This window comes from Streptomyces sp. NBC_00005 (assembly GCF_045160215.1).
Taxonomy (GTDB): domain Bacteria; phylum Actinomycetota; class Actinomycetes; order Streptomycetales; family Streptomycetaceae; genus Streptomyces.
In genome coordinates this window covers 9,984,221-10,000,370 of record NZ_CP108316.1, presented here as the reverse complement: position 1 = coordinate 10,000,370, position 16,150 = coordinate 9,984,221, and the positions used below count along the sequence as shown (strand labels likewise).

Below are 16,150 nucleotides of genomic sequence, written 5' to 3'. Positions count from 1 at the left end.
GGCCATGGCGGTCACCAGGGGTGGAACGGCCCGCCGGACGGCCCATTCGTGGGGCCGGGTGGCCCCTGGCCCTTGACCGGACCGTGTGCACACGCTGGGAGTGACAGCTCCGTACGCCTTACTGGGAGGCACGCCATGAACGCTCCCGCAACCATGAGGATGCCGCACGCGCTGCCTGCCGAGCACTGGCAACAGTTGTTGCGGATCGCCCGGGAAGTGTCGTTCCCCCAGGGCAGCCGACTGTTCGAGGAGGGCGGTCGCGCCGAACGGTTCTGGATCATCCGCACCGGCACGGTCGACCTCGACATGCGCGTGCCCGGCCGCCGCGCGGCCGTCATCGAGTCCCTCGGGCACAACGAACTCATCGGCTGGTCCTGGCTGTTCACCCCGCACACCTGGCACCTCGGCGCAGAGGCGGCGTCGCCGCTGCGGGCGTACGAGTTCGACGCCACGGCCGTGCGGACGCTCTGCCAGGAGGATCCCGAGTTCGGCCGGAGTGTCGCCCGGTGGGTGGGCGAGGTCGTGGCCCACCGCCTGCAGGCGGCCCGCATCCGGCTCCTGGACCTGTACGCCCCGTACGGCAGCGGCAGCCTGCGGTGAACCCGTCTCCTTGGCCGCAAGGACCGAAGTGATCAAAGGTCGGCGCGGTGCCCGTGGTGGACGGTGGGAACAGGGTTCTGGGTGTCGTCTCCGAGGCCGATCCACTGGCCAAAGAGGAGTTCCGCGACAGCGATCCCGACCGGTGCACGCAGCTGCGGCGGCTGCCCGATCTCGCCAAGGCCGGCTGCTCGGTCACCGCCGGTGAGGCCGGCTTCCTGGACCGGCCTGGCTCACATCCCCTTCAGCCGGTCGTGTGTCCCCACTCCCGCCCGACCCGCTCCCATTCGGCGCCCCACCGCTCGGTGGCCCGCCGCTGCACGCGCAACCTCACCAGGCGCCCGCCGCCCAGCACCACCAGGCCGGTGGCCAGCGCGGCTCCGCTGCCGGCCAGCACCACGCGCGTCGACGCCTCGACGGACGTCACCGGTGCGCTCACCAGCCGGCCGTGCCCGTCCGTCCAGGCCGGCACCTCGCTGCCCGGCTTCGCCGAGGGCTTCACGTCCACCATCCCCGTACGGACGGTTCGCTTCCCGTCGCTCAGGTCGGTCCAGTGCACCGTCCCCCGCACCCGGTCGTACCTGATACCGGTGACCACGTCCCGGCCACTGCCGGGCACGGTTTTGACAAGCACCGCGGACACCGGACGGCGGTCCGCCCGGTCCTGCTCCACCGCGTGCTCGACGGCCTGCGCCCCGACGACCCCGGCGGCGACCGCCCCCACCGTCGCGACCGTCCAGGCGGCCAGCACGATCCACGCCTCCACCACGTCGCTGTGCCTCCGCAGCAGATTGCTCCGCCAGCGCCATCCCAGGACCTTCACGTGTCTGGCCTTCCGCATCGGTCACACCCCCTTACGGGCGTAATGAGGACGGACACACCTAAAAGGTCTCACCACATCGCCGTCGGCGGGAGAGGCAGCCGGCCCTCCGCATGAGTGGGCCGGTCGGGGTGGAGCGGGGACGGGTGAGGGGCCGATCGGCCCTGGTGCGTCCGGCCCTGTCGAGTGATGATCCTCGTGACGGACGGCCCGCAGTCGTCACACCTCCGTGGAACAAGGGGTCGACATGACCGAGGCACGCACCTTCACGGCACAGGATCCGATCCGCGTCTTCCTCCTCGACGACCACGAGGTCGTCCGGCGCGGACTGGCCGACCTGCTCGACGACGAGGAGGACATCTCCGTCGTCGGCGACGCCGAGAACGTCGAGCACGCCCTCGTCCGGGCTCCGGCGGTGCGACCCCACGTGGCCGTCCTGGACGTACGCCTACCGGACGGCGACGGCATCTCCGTCTGCCGCGAGCTGCGCAGCCGTATGCCGGAACTGGCCGTGCTGATGCTGACCTCGTTCGACGACGAGGACGCGCTGCTCGACGCGATCATGGCCGGGGCCTCGGGCTACGTACTCAAGCAGATCAGGGGTTCGGACCTGGTCTCCGCGGTACGCACGGTCGCCTCCGGCCAGTCGATGCTGGACCCGGCGACCACCGCCCGGCTGATGCGGTCCCTGCGCGCCGAACCGGCCGAGACTCCGGCCGTCGCCCCCGAACTGGCGGGCCTGTCCCCGCGCGAGCGGGAGATCCTCGCGCTGATCGGCGACGGACTCACCAACCGCGAGATCGGCAAACGGCTCTACCTGTCGGAGAAAACCGTCAAGAACCACATCTCCCGGCTACTGGCCAAGCTGGGCGTCCAACGCCGCGTCCAGGCCGCCGTTCTCGCCACACACCTGGAACAGGCCGAACCGGGAGACCGCCCCGCACGGTGACGCACCCGGCGGCGAGGCCGCGGTTCCGTTCCACCGCCGCAGGCCGACCCCGCGGGTCCCTAGTCCCGGGGCAGCGGTACGTGCCAGTCCAGTGCGGCACCGCCCGAGGACGCGCTGCCGAACTCCAGCGCTCCGCCCAGCTGCTCGGCCCGTTCGGCCATGTTCCGCAGGCCGCTGCGGCGGCCGTCGGGCGGGATGCCCACGCCGTCGTCGGAGATCTTCAGCCGGACTTCGCGCCCGTCCGTCTGCAGGACGACGTCGGCGCGGTAGGCCCCGGCGTGCCGGGCGATGTTGGTCAGGGCCTCCGAGAGCACGGCGACGACGTGGTCGGCGAACTCCCGTGGCACGTCCGTGTCCAGCAGGCCTTCCATCCGCACGCTGGGCGCGAAGCCCAGTACCGGCGCCGCCTCGCCGACCACCCGCACCACACGCGCCCGCAGTCCGGTTCCAGCGGCGCCCTCGCGCGCACGCAGGCCGAAGATCGTGGTCCTGATGATCTTGATGGTCTCGTCCAGGTCGTCGACCGCCCGCACCACCCGGTCGGCGGCCTCCTCGTGCTCGATGAAGCGGCCCGCGCTCTGCAGCGTCATACCGGTGGCGAACAACCGCTGGATCGCCAGGTCGTGCAGGTCGCGGGCGATCCGGTCGCGGTCCTTGAGCACCGCGATCTCCGCGGCGTCCTGGCGGCGTTCGGCCAGTTCCATCGCGACGGCGGCCTGCGCGGCGAAGGCCTGCAGGGTCTCGGTCTCGGTCGCCGAGAACGCGGGCCGGCCGGCCCTCCGCGCCAGCAGGACCACGCCTCGGGCACCCGGGTCGCCCGTGCCGATGGGCACGGCGACGGCTGGGCCCAGTCCCCCGAACCGCGGCGGCTCCAGGGAGATCCGTTCGTCGTGGGCGACGTCCGCGCTGGTGACCGGGGTGGCGCCGGAGAAGGCCAGCCCCATCAGGCTCCGGTCCATGGGCAGCACGAGCCCCCGGTGCGCCTCGGCGTCCAACCCGACGGCGATCTCCACGGCGAGTGAACCGGTGTCCTCCATGGGCAGCGCGACCGCCGCCAGGGCCGATCCGGTGATCTCGCCGGCCCGCTCCGCGATCAGGCCGAGGACCTCGGTGCGCGCACTTCCGGACATCAGGCTGTGGGTGATCTCCGCGTTCGCCTGCAGCCAGCGCTCGCGCAGCCGCGAGTCCTCGTACAGGCGGGCGTTGTCGATCGCGACACCGGCCGCCACGGCCAGGGTCGACAGGACCGACTCGTCCTCCTCGTCGAAGTCCGCCCCACCGCGCTTCTCGGTGAGGTACAGGTTGCCGAAGACCTGGTCGCGTACCCGGATGGGCACCCCCAGGAAGGTGTTCATCGGCGGGTGGTGGACCGGGAAGCCGTACGACGCGGGGTGCTGGGAGATCTTCGCCAGCCGCAGCGGTTCGGGGTGGCGGATGAGTTCGCCGAGGATGCCGTGGCCCTCGGGGAACGGGCCGATCCTGTCGATCTCCTCGTCGCTGACCCCGACCGTGTGGAAGGCCGACAGCCGCCTGCCGTCGGGGCCGATCACACCGAGGGCGGCGTACTCGGCGTCGACGAGCACCGCCGCGGCCTCCACGATGCTGTGCAGGGCCTGTTCGAGATCGAGTTCCCGGCCGACCGAGAGCACAGCCTCCAGGAGGCTGTGCACCCGGTCACGCGTGCTTCGGGCCGCGTCCAGGCGGGCCTGCAACTGCTCGAGCAGCTCGTCCAGCCTCAGCTGCGGCAGCCGCAGGCGGGCGTCCCGTGATTCCTCATCAGGGCTTCCCACCGGTCATCCTCCCGGTCCCGCTCGCTCCCGATCGCCCGACGATGTCGGTGCTCTGCCACGCTAGCGGTCCGGGGCATCGGGCGGCACGGCGTAGGGCGGGGCGGGTGCGGTACGGCGAGCCCGTCACGAGCGGTGGCACGGACCCTCTTCGACGACCGGCGCATGCCGTCTTCCGTTCGGCCCACGGTGGTGCGGTGCCAGGAAGATTCGGGGCCACAGGCCGGTCTTAAGAGGGCCGACCGGCCCTAACAGCCGCGTGCTGCTCAAGTGGAGGATGGAGGGATGCTCCACAACGACGGCTTCCGCTCACTGGACCGGCAGGAGTGCATGCGCCTCCTGGCCAAGGTTCCGGTCGGGCGTGTCGTCTTCACCCGGCAGGCGCTGCCCGCCGTACTCCCGGTCAACTTCGTCCTGGACCTGGACGGCTCCGTGCTGCTGCGTACCTCGGCCGGCTCGGACCTCACCCGCGCCATCGACGGTGTCGTGGTCGCCTTCGAGGCGGACGAGTTCGACACGGAGGGCCGGTCCGGCTGGAGTGTCGTCGTCACCGGCCGGGCCTGCGTGGTGACCGATCCCGTCGAGCACAACCGGCTGTCACGGACCGGCCCGCGGTCCTGGATGGTCGTACTGGACGGCGTCTTCGTGAGGATCGAGTCGGAGATGGTCACCGGGCGGGAGATCGGGAGCGCGCGCGGCCCGGCCTGAGCGGCAAAGCGGTATGCGCACGGTGCGGCCGCTGTCGGGCCGGGCATGGGCCGGTACCGCGGGCGCCACAGAACCGCCGACACCCCGGCCGATGGCGTCGAGGGCGCCCGAGTCCGTGGCGTGGCGCAGCGTGGACGGGACGCCCCGCACGGCCCCCGGTCGCCTCGGTCCGGCCGTTTCCCTCGGCCAACTGCTCCTGGAACAGCACCTGCAAGGCCCCGGAGTCGACCGCCGAACCTGTCCACTCGTCCCGGAACCGGGACCGCAGAGCGACCCACAACGCACAGTCCGCGATCGCGTGGGCCACCCGGTCCCGTAACCCGTCGACACAGGGCCGACCGGCCCTACCCACGAGCCTGGCCCCCGGCTTTGCTCTGTATATGGCCGAAAACCACAACAGGACCGCGCCCTGCCACACGGAACGTGTCGTCGGCGGCACGACCGTGGTGGAGATGCGCGGCGACATCGACATTCTCACGACGCCGCAGCTCTCGGCGCGCCTCGACGCCCTGACCGCCGGTCGCTCCCCCGACCTGGTGGTGGATCTGCGTCCCGTGGCCTTCCTCGACTGCAGCGCGCTTCGGCTGCTGTGCCGGGTGAGGAACCGGGTCATGGCCCGGCAGGGCAGGCTGCGCCTGGTCGCGGACACCAGCCGTCTCCTGCGCATCCTGCGACCCACCGGCCTGGCCGGCGTCTTCGAGATGCACCAGGAACTGCCCGCGGTCCTCTTCGGCGCCCGGCACCACGACTCCGTGCACCACGACTCCGCCTCCGCCACGGCGGGCTGACCGGGACGGGCCGTGCTCCGCACCTCGGGGCCGCGTCCTCCCCTCGCTGTGACCGGCTTGGCGTTCGGCGCTGGAGGCCCCGCGTGGTGGCGCCTCGGCCTGCGGCGCGATCTCCGCGCCAGGGAGCGTACGGCCCCGGGTGAAGGGACCATTGGCCCTATGTGCAGCGCGAATGCCCAGGAAGACTGGGATGCCGGGCGAGGGGAGCGCTGCAGATGGTGTGACATACGGCGGTGGTGAGAGCAGTGGGCGCGATCGACGAGAACACCGCGGGGCCGGCTGTCGCGAGCCTGGATCCGCTGGGAGACCCGATTCTGCACACCCGGTTCGCACTGCCGCTGAGGCCTCCCACGTTCCTGCGGCGGAAACGACTGGTCCGGCACCTCGACCAGGCTCTCGGGACTCCGTTGACGCTGGTCAACGGAGCCGCCGGCGCAGGCAAGACGCTGCTGGTCGCCGACTGGGCCGCAGGGCTGGAAGAGCCGGTCGCCTGGCTCACCATCGAGTCGGAGGACACCCGGCCCGGCGTGTTCTGGGCGTATCTGCTGAACGCCCTGCGTGCCTCCGGAGTGCCGGTTCCCGACGAGGTCGGCTGTCCGGCGGACGCGACCCGGGTCAACCGCGGGCTGCTGACGGCGCTCGCCGCCGAACTGAACGGCCGCGACCGGACCACGACCGTCGTACTCGACGAGTACGACCGGGAGACCGCTCCGGAGGTCGCCGAGCAGCTGGAGTTCGTGCTGCATCACGCCGGACGAGGGATGCGCCTGATCCTCGTCACCCGAACCGAGCCGATGCTGCCGTTGCACCGGTACCGGGCGGCCGGTGAGCTGACCGAGATCCGCAACGCGGAGCTCGCCTTCAGCCCCGGGGAGGCCGTCGCGCTGCTGGAGCTGCACGGTCTGTGCCTCCCCGTCGAGGCCGCACGCACCCTCGTGGACCGCACCCAGGGCTGGGCCGCCGGCCTGCGCCTGTGCGCACTGGCAGCCCGGCAGAGCGCGGACCCGGAGACGTATCTGAAGGAGTTCGAGGCGGACCGGAGCACCGTCGCGGACTTCCTGCTGGCCGAGGTGCTCAAGCGGCAGCCGGACCAGACCCAGGACCTGCTGCTGCGCGTCAGCGTCCTGGAGCGCTTCTGCCCCGCCCTGGTCAACGCGCTGACCTGCCGGAACGACGCCGATCCCATTCTGGCCGAGCTGCACCGCACGAACGCGTTCGTCGAGGACCTCGGGCACTCGTGGTACCGGCTCCACCCGCTTTTCGGGGAGATCCTTCGGGCGCATCTGCGGGTGCGCCTGCCCGGTCTGGAGCCCGAACTCCACCGGCGGGCCGCGCAGTGGCTGCGGCGTTCCGGATCCCTCCCGGAGGCACTCGTGCACGGCGCCGCCGCGGGCGACTGGGAGTTCGCCGCGGACGCCCTCGTCGACGACCTGGCGATCGGGGAGCTCTTCACCGGCCTGCGCTCCGACGACCTGGCTCGCGTGTTCTCCTCCATGGGACCCGAGGCGCGGAGCCCAGCGACGGACGTCGTCCGGGCGGCCCGTGACCTGTCCGAGTGGGATCTCGACCACGGCCTGGTCCACCTCCACCATGCCGAGGAGAGTCTGGCCGGGGTCGTGCCCGCGCCGGTGGCGGCGCAGCTGAGCTGCACGTTGCTGGAGGCGCTGGCTGCTCGGCTGACCGGTTCTCCCGGGCAGGCGGAAAGGGTCGCCGAGGCCGCCAGGGAACTGCAGCGGGAGGTTCCCGCGCACCTCCTGGACAAGCATCCCGAGCTCACCGCCCTGCTGCTGACCCATCTGGGCTCCACACGTCTGTGGGCCGGGCAGTTCGAGGACGCGCGCGCGGCACTGGCTGCGGCGACCGTCTCTCCCGGCGGAGCCTCCACCGTGCTTCCCCGCGAGGAGTCCATGGGGCATCTGGCGTTGATCGACTACCTGACCGGCTGGCTCGGCAGCGCCGAGCACAAGGCCACAGCGGTACTGACCGAAACGGAGCAGCACAGTCTGCCCCAGCCGTCCGGCTCCGGCATCGAGCGGCTGGTCCTGGCTGCCGTGGCCGTCGACCGCAACGAACTGGGCCGGGCCCATGCCCTTCTCGACGAGGTGGCCGAACTCCACGCGGCGGCGCAGGATCCGGTTTCGGCTGCCGTACAGGCCATCACCACGGCGCGTCTCCTGCTGGCTCAGGGCGACGCGGAAGCCGCCGTGGAGGCGGCGAATCCGGCCGTCTCCGCCGCCGTGGCGTCACCATGGGCGCAGTGCCACGAGGCGCTGGTCACCTCGGCCGCCCACCTGGCAGAGGGCCACCCCGAGACGGCCGTCGAGGTACTGCGAGACGTGCCCGACGACCAGCCCGCCTGCGCTGTGGAGGCCGCGCGCATCCATCTCGCCACCGGCCGGCCCGGCGCCGCGATCGATCTGCTCGACGGCATCCAGGCCGACGGGCGTGCCGGACCGGCGGTGGGCGTCCGGGCCGCGCTGGTCAGGGCTCAGGCCGCAGAGCAGGCAGGAGACTCCACCGCTGCCCGCAGGCTCGTAGCACATGCGCTCCTGGACGCACGACGCGAGCGGCTGCTGCTGCCGTTCCTCGAAGCCGGCTCCTGGATACGGCCTCTCCTGGTCACGCCGCCGCTTCGGCAGCTGACCACGGGGTGGCTCACGCCCGCTCCCCCGCGTCGGCGTGAGGCGGCCCGGACCAGGGCACTGCCCTCACCCCTCGTGGTGGAGACGCTGAGCGAACGCGAGCGCGACGTGTTGCAGCGGCTGGCTCAGCCGATGTCGACGCAGGAGATCGCCGCCGACCTGTTCGTGTCGGTGAACACGGTGAAGACCCACCTCAAGAGCGTCTACCGGAAGCTGGCGGTGAACCGGCGCAACGACGCCGTGCGCCGCGCGCGCGAGCTGCGGCTGCTGTGATCGCGCGGCAACGGATCACCTGTACCGGGTGAGGCTCGGCGGGGCGCCGAGGCGGACGATCGCAGAGAAGGGCGCGGTACGCCGGTCCTCACTCCGCCCACGGGAGAACAGCTCATGCGCTATGAGATCCGCGTCGACGGACACATGTCGGAGACGCTGGCCAAGGCCTTCCCCGAGCTGGACCACGTGCTGATGGCGGGTCAGACCGTCCTGTTCGGCCCGGTCCTCGACGAGGCGCAGCTGTACGGGTTGCTGGCGCGCTGCCAGTCGTTCGGCCTGCACGTCGTCGAGATGCGGCAGCTGCCGGAGTGAGCGAATTCGGTCCGGGATTCCCGGTCGGGTACTCCCCGACCGGGAATCCCGGACCGACCGGGCGGCTCAAAGGCGCTCCGCGGTGATCCTTCCCGAGCGGGAGGCTGCTGTCAGAGCCTCGAAGTCCCGCTCATTCTGCTCGGCGTAGGACTGGGCGAACCCGGTGAGTGCGCGGCCGTAGCGGATGGGCACCAACTCAGGTACCCGGGTGGTGGATTGACGTTCGATCACGTCGATCGGGTCGGGTCGCACCTCCCCCGCCTCGAACAGGGCATGCGCCGACCGCGACATCCGCGCGCGTGCTTTCCTTCCGTACTCCGCTCGGTCGGTCGCCGGCATCGAGGCAGTGAAGGTGTTCGGTTCGGTCATGGCCCGACCTCCTGGTCCGTCCACGCAGCCGTCGGTGCCGTCGTCCCGTGACCGGTCGTCTCTTGACCAGCCCTCTCGTACGTCGTCCTTGCGCGGCAAGCCGGTGAACGGCTCCGTTCCCACCCCACCGCCACGGCGGTGGAGACGGATCACCCGTTGCGGGTGACCCGGCGGCCGGCGCCGCACGGGACGCTGGCCGGGTGGGGTCCCCACGCACCGCACCGTCGGCGGTCCGGAAGCGACCCGCTCGATCGCGCGAGGAGGAGCCATGACCGAGCCCCGTGGTCCGGAACCGCATACCGGACCGGAACAGGTTCCCGCCGCAGGGGTCCCGGATCCCATGGGCGACCCCGCGGACGTGCTGGGCAGACTGGGCCGCTCCTGGACCTGGATCCTGGGCTCGGCGGTCGCCACGCTCGTGCCGGGCATCCTGGTCCTGGTGTGGCCGGACGAGACCCTGCACGTCCTGGCCGTCCTCATCGGCCTGTATCTGCTGCTCATCGGGGCGTTCCGGTTCGTGGCCGTCTTCGCCCGGCAGGGACACACCGAACGAGTCCCCGGGCTGCTCCTGGCCGTGCTGTACGTCCTGGCCGGGGTGCTGTGCCTGCGCAACCCGTTGCAGACCATCGCCGCGCTCTCGCTGGTCGTCGGCGTCGTCTGGCTGGTGTCCGGCATCCTCACCCTCTACACGGCCCTCGCCGTCAAGGACCTGCCGCACCGCGGCGTCGTGCTGGGCGGTGCCGTCCTCGCCATCGTCGCGGGGATCGTGGTGCTGGCCCTGCCGACCGAGTCCGCCCGTGCGCTGACCCGGCTGCTCGGCCTGTGGCTCGTCCTGCTCGGTCTGGCCGAGGCGGCGGTCGCCTTCGCGTGGAGGGCCGCGCTGCACCGCACCGCCGAAGCACAGTCGCCGCCGCCTTCGTCCTCCGGAGTCGCACCGCCCGCCACCGGGACGCCCGACGGGACCGGGACGGCTCCGTGAGCCAGGCCGCGACACCCGCCACCGGACCCCGCCGCGCGGCCCGCACGATCACCCGCGGTGGGTGAAGCCGTTCGGGCCTTGCCGTGTGCACGGTGAAAACGGCACAGAACGGCTGCCGGGCGAGCGCCCGGGACGGAGGAGCAACATGAGCACGCAGGTATATCTCGCATACGACTATCCGCTGCTGAGCGCCTTCTGGACGATGCTGGTCTTCTTCCTGTGGATCATGTGGTTCGTCCTGCTCTTCCGGGTCGTCGTCGACATCTTCCGCGACGACTCACTGGGCGGCTGGGGCAAGGCCGGCTGGCTGGTGTTCGCCATCGTCCTGCCCTTCCTGGGCGTGTTCGTCTACGTCGTCGCCCGCGGCAGGAACATGGGTCACCGCGAGGTGGCGCAGGCTCGTGCTCAGCAGGATGCGTTCGACTCCTACGTCCGTGAGACCGCGGGCGGCACCGGCAGCCAGAGCAGCGTGGACGAGCTCGCCAAGCTGTCCGAGATCCGGGCCCGCGGCGACATCACCGACGAGGAGTACAGCAGGGCGAAGGAACTGGTCCTGACCGGTCACGGTCCGGCGAAGCACTGAAGTTCCGTCCCTCCACCTCCGGTCGCTGAACACGCCGGACGACACGAAACGAGGCGCAGCATGACCGCCACGCACACATCGCACGCGCACGACACGAAGCATGCATGGGCCGGCGGCCTGATGGCCTTCGGGGCCGTCATGCTTCTGCTCGCCGGGATGCTCGACATCTTCCGGGGCATCATGGCGATCGCCGAGGACGACGTCTTCGTCAGCACGCGCAACTACGTCTTCCAGTTCGACCTCACCGGGTGGGGCTGGATCCACCTGATCCTGGGCGCGGTCGCCGTGATCGTCAGCCTGGGACTGTTCCAGGCCGCGACATGGGCACGCGTCTCCGGCGTGGCCATCGCCGGACTCATCGTCATCGCCAACTTCCTCTCCCTGCCCTACTACCCGGTCTGGTCCGTCGTGATGATCGCGTTCTCGGGGTTCATCATCTGGGCCCTGTGCGTTGCCCGGCGTGACCTGTCCGACGACCCGTTCGAGCGCCCGCCGCAGGATCTGTGAGGGCGAGCGCGCCGGAAGGGGCAAGGGGCGTCCGGTCGGCCTTGTCGACCTGATGGCACCCGCTTGGGTTACTCCCGCTCGTCGTCGTTCGAGCAGCCGTATTTGCTGGTGGAGCAAGGGACCGACGGGTCGGCCGCAGGGCCGGCCCGTCCCGGTGCGTCTGCTCCACTACGAGGGGAGTTCCTGGCCGTCTCGATCGTGTTCGTGTTCTGGGACCACCTGACGGACCTGGTGGTGTTCTGGTTCGCCCTGGCGATCCTGGCTCTGTTCGGCGTGCGTGAGTTCCTCGCACCCGGTCCCGGACTCGCGGGATCCGCCGGACTCGGGCAGCAGCCGCCGGACTCATCCGGGCCACCCGCGCCGCGACCGGCACCCGGGCCCGGGATCTGCGGGTGAACGCCTCCCGCGCATGAGGCCTCGCACGAAGGGAGCTGACCGTGGACGCCCCGCCCGTCGGTCCGTTCGGACCTCGTCAGGCGGCCGAGCGCGTCGTCCGGCCCCGGCGCCGGCTGCGGTCCGGGCTCGCGCAGCTGCTGGGGATCGCGGTGGGCGTGGGGCTCGGGTGGGCGCTGCCCCGCATCGACTCGGGCCTGCAGGTCTCCTCCGCGCGAACCATCGAGGTGTGCGCGGCGATCGGTGTGTCCATCCTCGGCGTCACCACGCTCATCTTCTCGCTGCTGTTCCTGGTCGTGCAGTGGGCCGCGAGCACCTTCAGCCCCCGGTTGTCCTTGTTGCGTACGGACCCCGCGGTCTGGCGGCTGTTCGCCTTCGCGGTCGGGCTGCTGACCTTCACCGTGACGACGACGCTGGCCATCGGCTCGCGCCCCAAGGTGTCGGTCGCCGTCCCGGCCACCGCGCTTGCCGCGACCGTGATCGCGCTGGGCCTGATGCGCAACGTCCAGTTCAAGGCCCTGCGCTCGATCCTGCTGGCACACGTGCTCGCCACGACGGCCGAGCAGGCGCGAGGGGTACTGGACATGTTCTATCCGCCCACCGACCACCCCGGGGACTCGGGGACGCGGTCGGCCCGAACCGTGCTGCCCGCGGTGCGCTCCACCGTCGTATGGCCGAAGCAGACCGTCGCCCTTGAGCAGGTCGACCTCCGTCGGCTCGTCGCCGCCGCCGGCCGGGCCGATGTCACCGTGGTGCTGCGCGTCCGGATCGGAGCCACCCTCCAGCGAGGCGATCCGGTGGCGGACATCCGCGGCGGGGAGCTGGGTTCCGAGCAGGTGACGTCCGCCTTCGTCACGGGCCACGAGCCCACGGCGCACCAGGACCCGCTGCACTCCTTCCGTCTGCTGGCCGACATCGGGTTGCGCGCGCTGTCGCCCGCAGTCAACGACCCCGCGACAGCGGTCGAGGTACTCGACACCATGGACGGCATGCTGAGCCGGCTGGCCACCGCGCAGCTCGACGCGGCCTCGGTGCCCGACGAGCACGGCACCGTCCGGGTGGTGCTGTGCCTGCCGAGCTGGACCCAGTTCCTCCGCATCTGCCTCGATGACCTCTGCCGCGCGGCGTCCAACAGCCCGATGGTGCTGCTGCGGGCCCGCGACCTGCTCAACGGGTTGCTGGCGACCGCGTCGCCAGACCGCCGGAGCCCGGTGTCCGCCCGGCTGCAATGGGTCGAGCAGCAACTGGCCGAACGCCATCCCCCGTTCGTTCGCGACCCCATGCCGTGACGTGGCCACCGCTCAGGGACCGCGTCACCCGGACGGCTCAAGACGGTCGCGGCGCCGCGCGCGGCGGCAGCGGCACCAGGCCCCGACGTTTACACCCTCCGGCACGCGAGCGCCTCGCCGAGCGCGGCACGACCTTCCGGAACCACTACGCGCCCTCGGCCATGTGCAGCTCCTCCCGGTCGGTGATCTACACCGGGCAGCACCTGCGCCTCACCGAGGTCTACGACAACGACAACATGCCCTGCATCCGCCCGCTCGACCCGCGGCTCGGCGCCATTGGCACGATGCTCCGCTCGGCCGGCTACTACTTGCACCTACCAGGGCAAGTGACACCTCTCCAACGCCTACGTCACCCCCGAGCACCCACGTCACCCCCACACCGACGCCCTGGAGCCGTACGGCTTCAGCGAGTTCAACGACTGGAGCGACATCGACGGCGGCGCCTGGGCCGGCCTCGAACTCGACCCCGTCATCGCCGGACAGCCGGTGCGCCGGCTGCGCGACCGGGCTCCGGTCGCGGCCGAAGATCAGCCGTGGCTCATGGCCGTCAACTTCGTGAACCCGCACGACACCATGAGCTTCGACTACGGCGGCTCCCCACAGGTCCGGCTCCCCTTCGGCCTCGCCCACGCCATGGTCGCCCGAGCCGCCCGGCAACCACCGAGGAACTGCTCGCCGAGAACGACGTAGTGCTCTACGACCGCGCCAGGACCCGGCGGACATGCGCAACCTCGCCGCCGATCCCGCCCACCGCGAGCTCCTCGCCCGCTACCACGCGTTGCTAGTGCCGCCACAGGCAACGTTCGCCCCGGCGCGACGCCTGGCACGGCGACACCGACCTGCCCGCGGCCTCCGCGGCGGCATCCGGTCGCTGACCCAGCGGCAGCGGGTGCGGCGGCGACGATCACGGCGACCCCGGTGACCCCGGTGACCCCGGTGACCAGGGGCATCGTCGTCGGCGACAGCCCCGGTTCACCGTCCGGGGCGTAGTTGTGTGCGCAACGACCTGGATCCCCAGGCGTCGCCCAGGTGACCTTCGCTCCCGCACGGTCGATACTGCCGAGAGGTACTCCGTCCACCAGGAGGAATCCATGAAGATGTTGATCAATGTCCCGGAAACCGTGGTCGCGGACGCCCTGCGGGGCATGGCGGCCGCCCATCCCGAACTGACCGTCGACGTGGAGAACCGGGTGATCGTACGGCGCGACGCCCCCGTGGCCGGGAAGGTCGCCCTGATCTCCGGGGGTGGCTCGGGGCACGAGCCGCTGCACGGCGGATTCGTGGGTCCGGGGATGCTGTCGGCGGCCTGCCCGGGCGAGGTGTTCACGTCGCCGGTTCCCGATCAGATGACGCGCGCCGCGGCGGCGGTGAACAGCGGGGCGGGTGTGCTGTTCATCGTCAAGAACTACACGGGTGACGTGCTGAACTTCGACATGGCGGCCGAGCTCGCCGAGGACGAGGGCATCCAGGTCGCCAAGGTGCTCGTCAACGACGACGTGGCGGTGACCGACAGCCTCTACACGGCCGGGCGCCGGGGCACCGGGGCCACGCTGTTCGTGGAGAAGATCGCGGGCGCGGCGGCGGACGAGGGTCAGTCGCTGGAGCGGGTGGAGGCGGTCGGCCGGCAGGTCAACGAGAACTCCCGCAGCTTCGGCGTCGCACTCAGCGCGGTGACCACCCCGGCCAAGGGCAGCCCCACCTTCGATCTGCCGTCCGGCGAGCTGGAGTTGGGCATCGGCATCCACGGCGAGCCCGGCCGGGAGCGTCGGTCGATGATGACCTCGGGCGAGATCGCCGACTTCGCGGTCAACGCGATCCTGGAGGACATGCCCCCGCGCAATCCAGTGCTCGTCCTGGTCAACGGCATGGGTGCGACGCCGCTGCTGGAGCTGTACGGGTTCAACGCCGAGGTCCAGCGGGTGCTCACCGCACGCGGTGTCGCCGTCGCCCGCACGCTCGTCGGCAACTACGTCACCTCGCTCGATATGGCGGGCGCCTCGGTCACCCTGTGCCAGGTCGACGAGGAGCTGCTGAGGCTGTGGGACGCGCCGGTGAAGACGCCGGGGCTGCGCTGGGGCATGTAGGACGGCGGGCCGAGGTGTCAACGTACCTACCACGCAAGGAGATTCAGTGCTCGACGCCGACTTCTTCCGCCGTTGGATGACGGCGACCGCCGCGTCCGTGGACCGCGAGGCGGAACGGCTCACCGCCCTCGACTCGCCCATCGGGGACGCCGACCACGGCAGCAATCTCCAGCGCGGGTTCAGGGCCGTGGCCGCGATTCTGGAGAAGGAGGCGCCGGGCACACCCGGTGCGGTCCTGACGCTGGCGGGGCGGCAGTTGATCTCGACGGTCGGCGGCGCGTCGGGGCCTCTGTACGGCACCCTGCTGCGCCGTACGGGCAAGGCGCTCGGGGACGCCGACGAGGTCAGCGAGGCCCAGTTCGCCGAGGCGCTGCGGGCCGGGGTGGACGCGGTCATGGCGCTCGGAGGTGCCGCGCCGGGCGACAAGACCATGATCGACGCGCTGGTGCCGGCCGTGGACGCGCTCGACGAGGGGAGTTTCGCCGCGGCCCGGACCGCCGCCGAGCAGGGCGCCCTCGCGACGACGCCCTTGCAGGCGCGCAAGGGCCGGGCCAGCTATCTCGGGGAGCGCAGCATCGGGCACCAGGATCCCGGTGCCACCTCGTCGGCGCTGCTCATCGCGGGACTGGGACAAGCGGCCGGGGACGACGATGAGTGACGACAAGCTGGTCGGCATAGTGCTGGTGTCGCACAGCGCCGAAGTGGCCTCCTCCGTCGCCGAGTTGGCCAAGGGGCTGGCGGGCGGCGGCATTTCGGTGCGGGTGGCCCCGGCGGGCGGTACCGAGGGCGGCGGGCTCGGCACGAGCTCGGAGCTGATCGCCGCCGCGGCCGCTTCCGTGGACCGGGGTGCCGGGGTCGCCGTGCTCACCGACCTCGGCAGTGCCGTGCTCACGGTGAAGGCGCTGCTCGCCGAGGGCGACGAACTCCCCGACGCCACACGGCTGGTGGACGCCCCGTTCGTGGAGGGGGCGGTCGCCGCGGTGGTCACGGCGGCGACGGGCGCCGACCTCGCGGCGGTGGAGGCGGCGGCCGCGGAGGCGTACACCTACCGGAAGGTCTGAGCAGCCCCC

General features: G+C 71.5%; 18 protein-coding genes and 1 pseudogene. 16 read left to right on the top strand and 3 right to left on the bottom strand.

Annotated features, from left to right (window positions below; translation table 11 throughout):
• Nucleotides 1-135: 135 nt before the first annotated feature.
• The gene (locus OG303_RS45685; protein WP_405875940.1) at nucleotides 136-600 is read left to right on the top strand and encodes a cyclic nucleotide-binding domain-containing protein; all 465 of its coding nucleotides are present in this window, start codon (nucleotides 136-138) and stop codon (nucleotides 598-600) included.
• A 241-nt stretch (nucleotides 601-841) separates the two neighbouring features.
• Here the strand turns inward: OG303_RS45685 and OG303_RS45680 are convergent, their stop codons facing one another.
• Nucleotides 842-1,438, bottom strand: a complete 597-nt coding sequence (locus OG303_RS45680; protein ID WP_405875939.1) for a hypothetical protein — start codon at nucleotides 1,436-1,438, stop codon at nucleotides 842-844.
• A gap of 226 nt (nucleotides 1,439-1,664) precedes the next feature.
• Here OG303_RS45680 and OG303_RS45675 point away from each other — a divergent pair, with 226 nt between their 5' ends.
• On the top strand, nucleotides 1,665-2,366 hold the full coding sequence (locus tag OG303_RS45675; protein WP_405875938.1) for a response regulator: 702 nt from the start codon (nucleotides 1,665-1,667) through the stop codon (nucleotides 2,364-2,366).
• A gap of 59 nt (nucleotides 2,367-2,425) precedes the next feature.
• On the opposite strand, the gene OG303_RS45670 is transcribed toward OG303_RS45675, so the two are convergent.
• Nucleotides 2,426-4,156, bottom strand: a complete 1,731-nt coding sequence (locus OG303_RS45670) for a GAF domain-containing protein (RefSeq protein ID WP_405875937.1) — start codon at nucleotides 4,154-4,156, stop codon at nucleotides 2,426-2,428.
• A 282-nt stretch (nucleotides 4,157-4,438) separates the two neighbouring features.
• Between OG303_RS45670 and OG303_RS45665 the strand changes: the two genes are divergently transcribed.
• The 4 genes from OG303_RS45665 (at nucleotide 4,439) to OG303_RS45650 (ending at nucleotide 8,876) form a co-directional block, all read left to right on the top strand.
• A complete protein-coding gene (locus OG303_RS45665) occupies nucleotides 4,439-4,861 on the top strand; it encodes a pyridoxamine 5'-phosphate oxidase family protein (RefSeq protein WP_405875936.1) in 423 nt (140 codons plus the stop codon).
• A 380-nt stretch (nucleotides 4,862-5,241) separates the two neighbouring features.
• Complete coding sequence (locus OG303_RS45660) at nucleotides 5,242-5,649, top strand: STAS domain-containing protein (RefSeq protein WP_405875935.1); 408 nt, start codon at nucleotides 5,242-5,244, stop codon at nucleotides 5,647-5,649.
• A gap of 233 nt (nucleotides 5,650-5,882) precedes the next feature.
• Entirely contained in the window at nucleotides 5,883-8,564 is a 2,682-nt protein-coding gene (locus OG303_RS45655) for a LuxR C-terminal-related transcriptional regulator (RefSeq protein WP_405875934.1), read from the top strand.
• Between the two features lie 114 nt (nucleotides 8,565-8,678).
• Nucleotides 8,679-8,876, top strand: a complete 198-nt coding sequence (locus OG303_RS45650) for a hypothetical protein (protein ID WP_405875933.1) — start codon at nucleotides 8,679-8,681, stop codon at nucleotides 8,874-8,876.
• A gap of 66 nt (nucleotides 8,877-8,942) precedes the next feature.
• On the opposite strand, the gene OG303_RS45645 is transcribed toward OG303_RS45650, so the two are convergent.
• Nucleotides 8,943-9,245, bottom strand: coding sequence for a hypothetical protein (locus OG303_RS45645; protein WP_405875932.1), 303 nt, complete (start codon nucleotides 9,243-9,245; stop codon nucleotides 8,943-8,945).
• A 268-nt stretch (nucleotides 9,246-9,513) separates the two neighbouring features.
• On the opposite strand from OG303_RS45645, the gene OG303_RS45640 reads away from it, so the two are divergent.
• From OG303_RS45640 to OG303_RS45595, 10 genes and pseudogenes are all read left to right on the top strand, one after another.
• The gene (locus tag OG303_RS45640; RefSeq protein WP_405875931.1) at nucleotides 9,514-10,224 is read left to right on the top strand and encodes an HdeD family acid-resistance protein; all 711 of its coding nucleotides are present in this window, start codon (nucleotides 9,514-9,516) and stop codon (nucleotides 10,222-10,224) included.
• A gap of 145 nt (nucleotides 10,225-10,369) precedes the next feature.
• Entirely contained in the window at nucleotides 10,370-10,807 is a 438-nt protein-coding gene (locus OG303_RS45635) for an SHOCT domain-containing protein (RefSeq protein ID WP_405875930.1), read from the top strand.
• Between the two features lie 60 nt (nucleotides 10,808-10,867).
• Nucleotides 10,868-11,314 (top strand): hypothetical protein, encoded by a 447-nt coding sequence (locus tag OG303_RS45630; RefSeq protein ID WP_405875929.1) that lies wholly within the window; start codon nucleotides 10,868-10,870, stop codon nucleotides 11,312-11,314.
• A gap of 108 nt (nucleotides 11,315-11,422) precedes the next feature.
• The gene (locus OG303_RS45625; RefSeq protein WP_405875928.1) at nucleotides 11,423-11,710 is read left to right on the top strand and encodes a hypothetical protein; all 288 of its coding nucleotides are present in this window, start codon (nucleotides 11,423-11,425) and stop codon (nucleotides 11,708-11,710) included.
• A gap of 41 nt (nucleotides 11,711-11,751) precedes the next feature.
• Nucleotides 11,752-12,996, top strand: coding sequence for a DUF2254 family protein (locus tag OG303_RS45620; RefSeq protein WP_405875927.1), 1,245 nt, complete (start codon nucleotides 11,752-11,754; stop codon nucleotides 12,994-12,996).
• Nucleotides 12,936-13,298: pseudogene (locus tag OG303_RS45615) on the top strand (sulfatase-like hydrolase/transferase); the annotation flags it as partial. The gene OG303_RS45620 and the pseudogene OG303_RS45615, both read left to right, overlap by 61 nt.
• A 238-nt stretch (nucleotides 13,299-13,536) precedes the next feature.
• Nucleotides 13,537-13,686 (top strand): hypothetical protein, encoded by a 150-nt coding sequence (locus OG303_RS45610; RefSeq protein WP_405877911.1) that lies wholly within the window; start codon nucleotides 13,537-13,539, stop codon nucleotides 13,684-13,686.
• 401 nt (nucleotides 13,687-14,087) lie between these two features.
• Entirely contained in the window at nucleotides 14,088-15,080 is a 993-nt protein-coding gene (gene dhaK / locus OG303_RS45605) for a dihydroxyacetone kinase subunit DhaK (protein WP_405875926.1), read from the top strand.
• A 46-nt stretch (nucleotides 15,081-15,126) separates the two neighbouring features.
• A complete protein-coding gene (gene dhaL, locus OG303_RS45600; RefSeq protein ID WP_405875925.1) occupies nucleotides 15,127-15,738 on the top strand; it encodes a dihydroxyacetone kinase subunit DhaL in 612 nt (203 codons plus the stop codon).
• Entirely contained in the window at nucleotides 15,731-16,141 is a 411-nt protein-coding gene (locus OG303_RS45595; RefSeq protein ID WP_405875924.1) for a PTS-dependent dihydroxyacetone kinase phosphotransferase subunit DhaM, read from the top strand. Before dhaL ends, OG303_RS45595 begins: the two co-directional genes overlap by 8 nt.
• The last annotated feature ends 9 nt before the right edge of the window (nucleotides 16,142-16,150 follow it).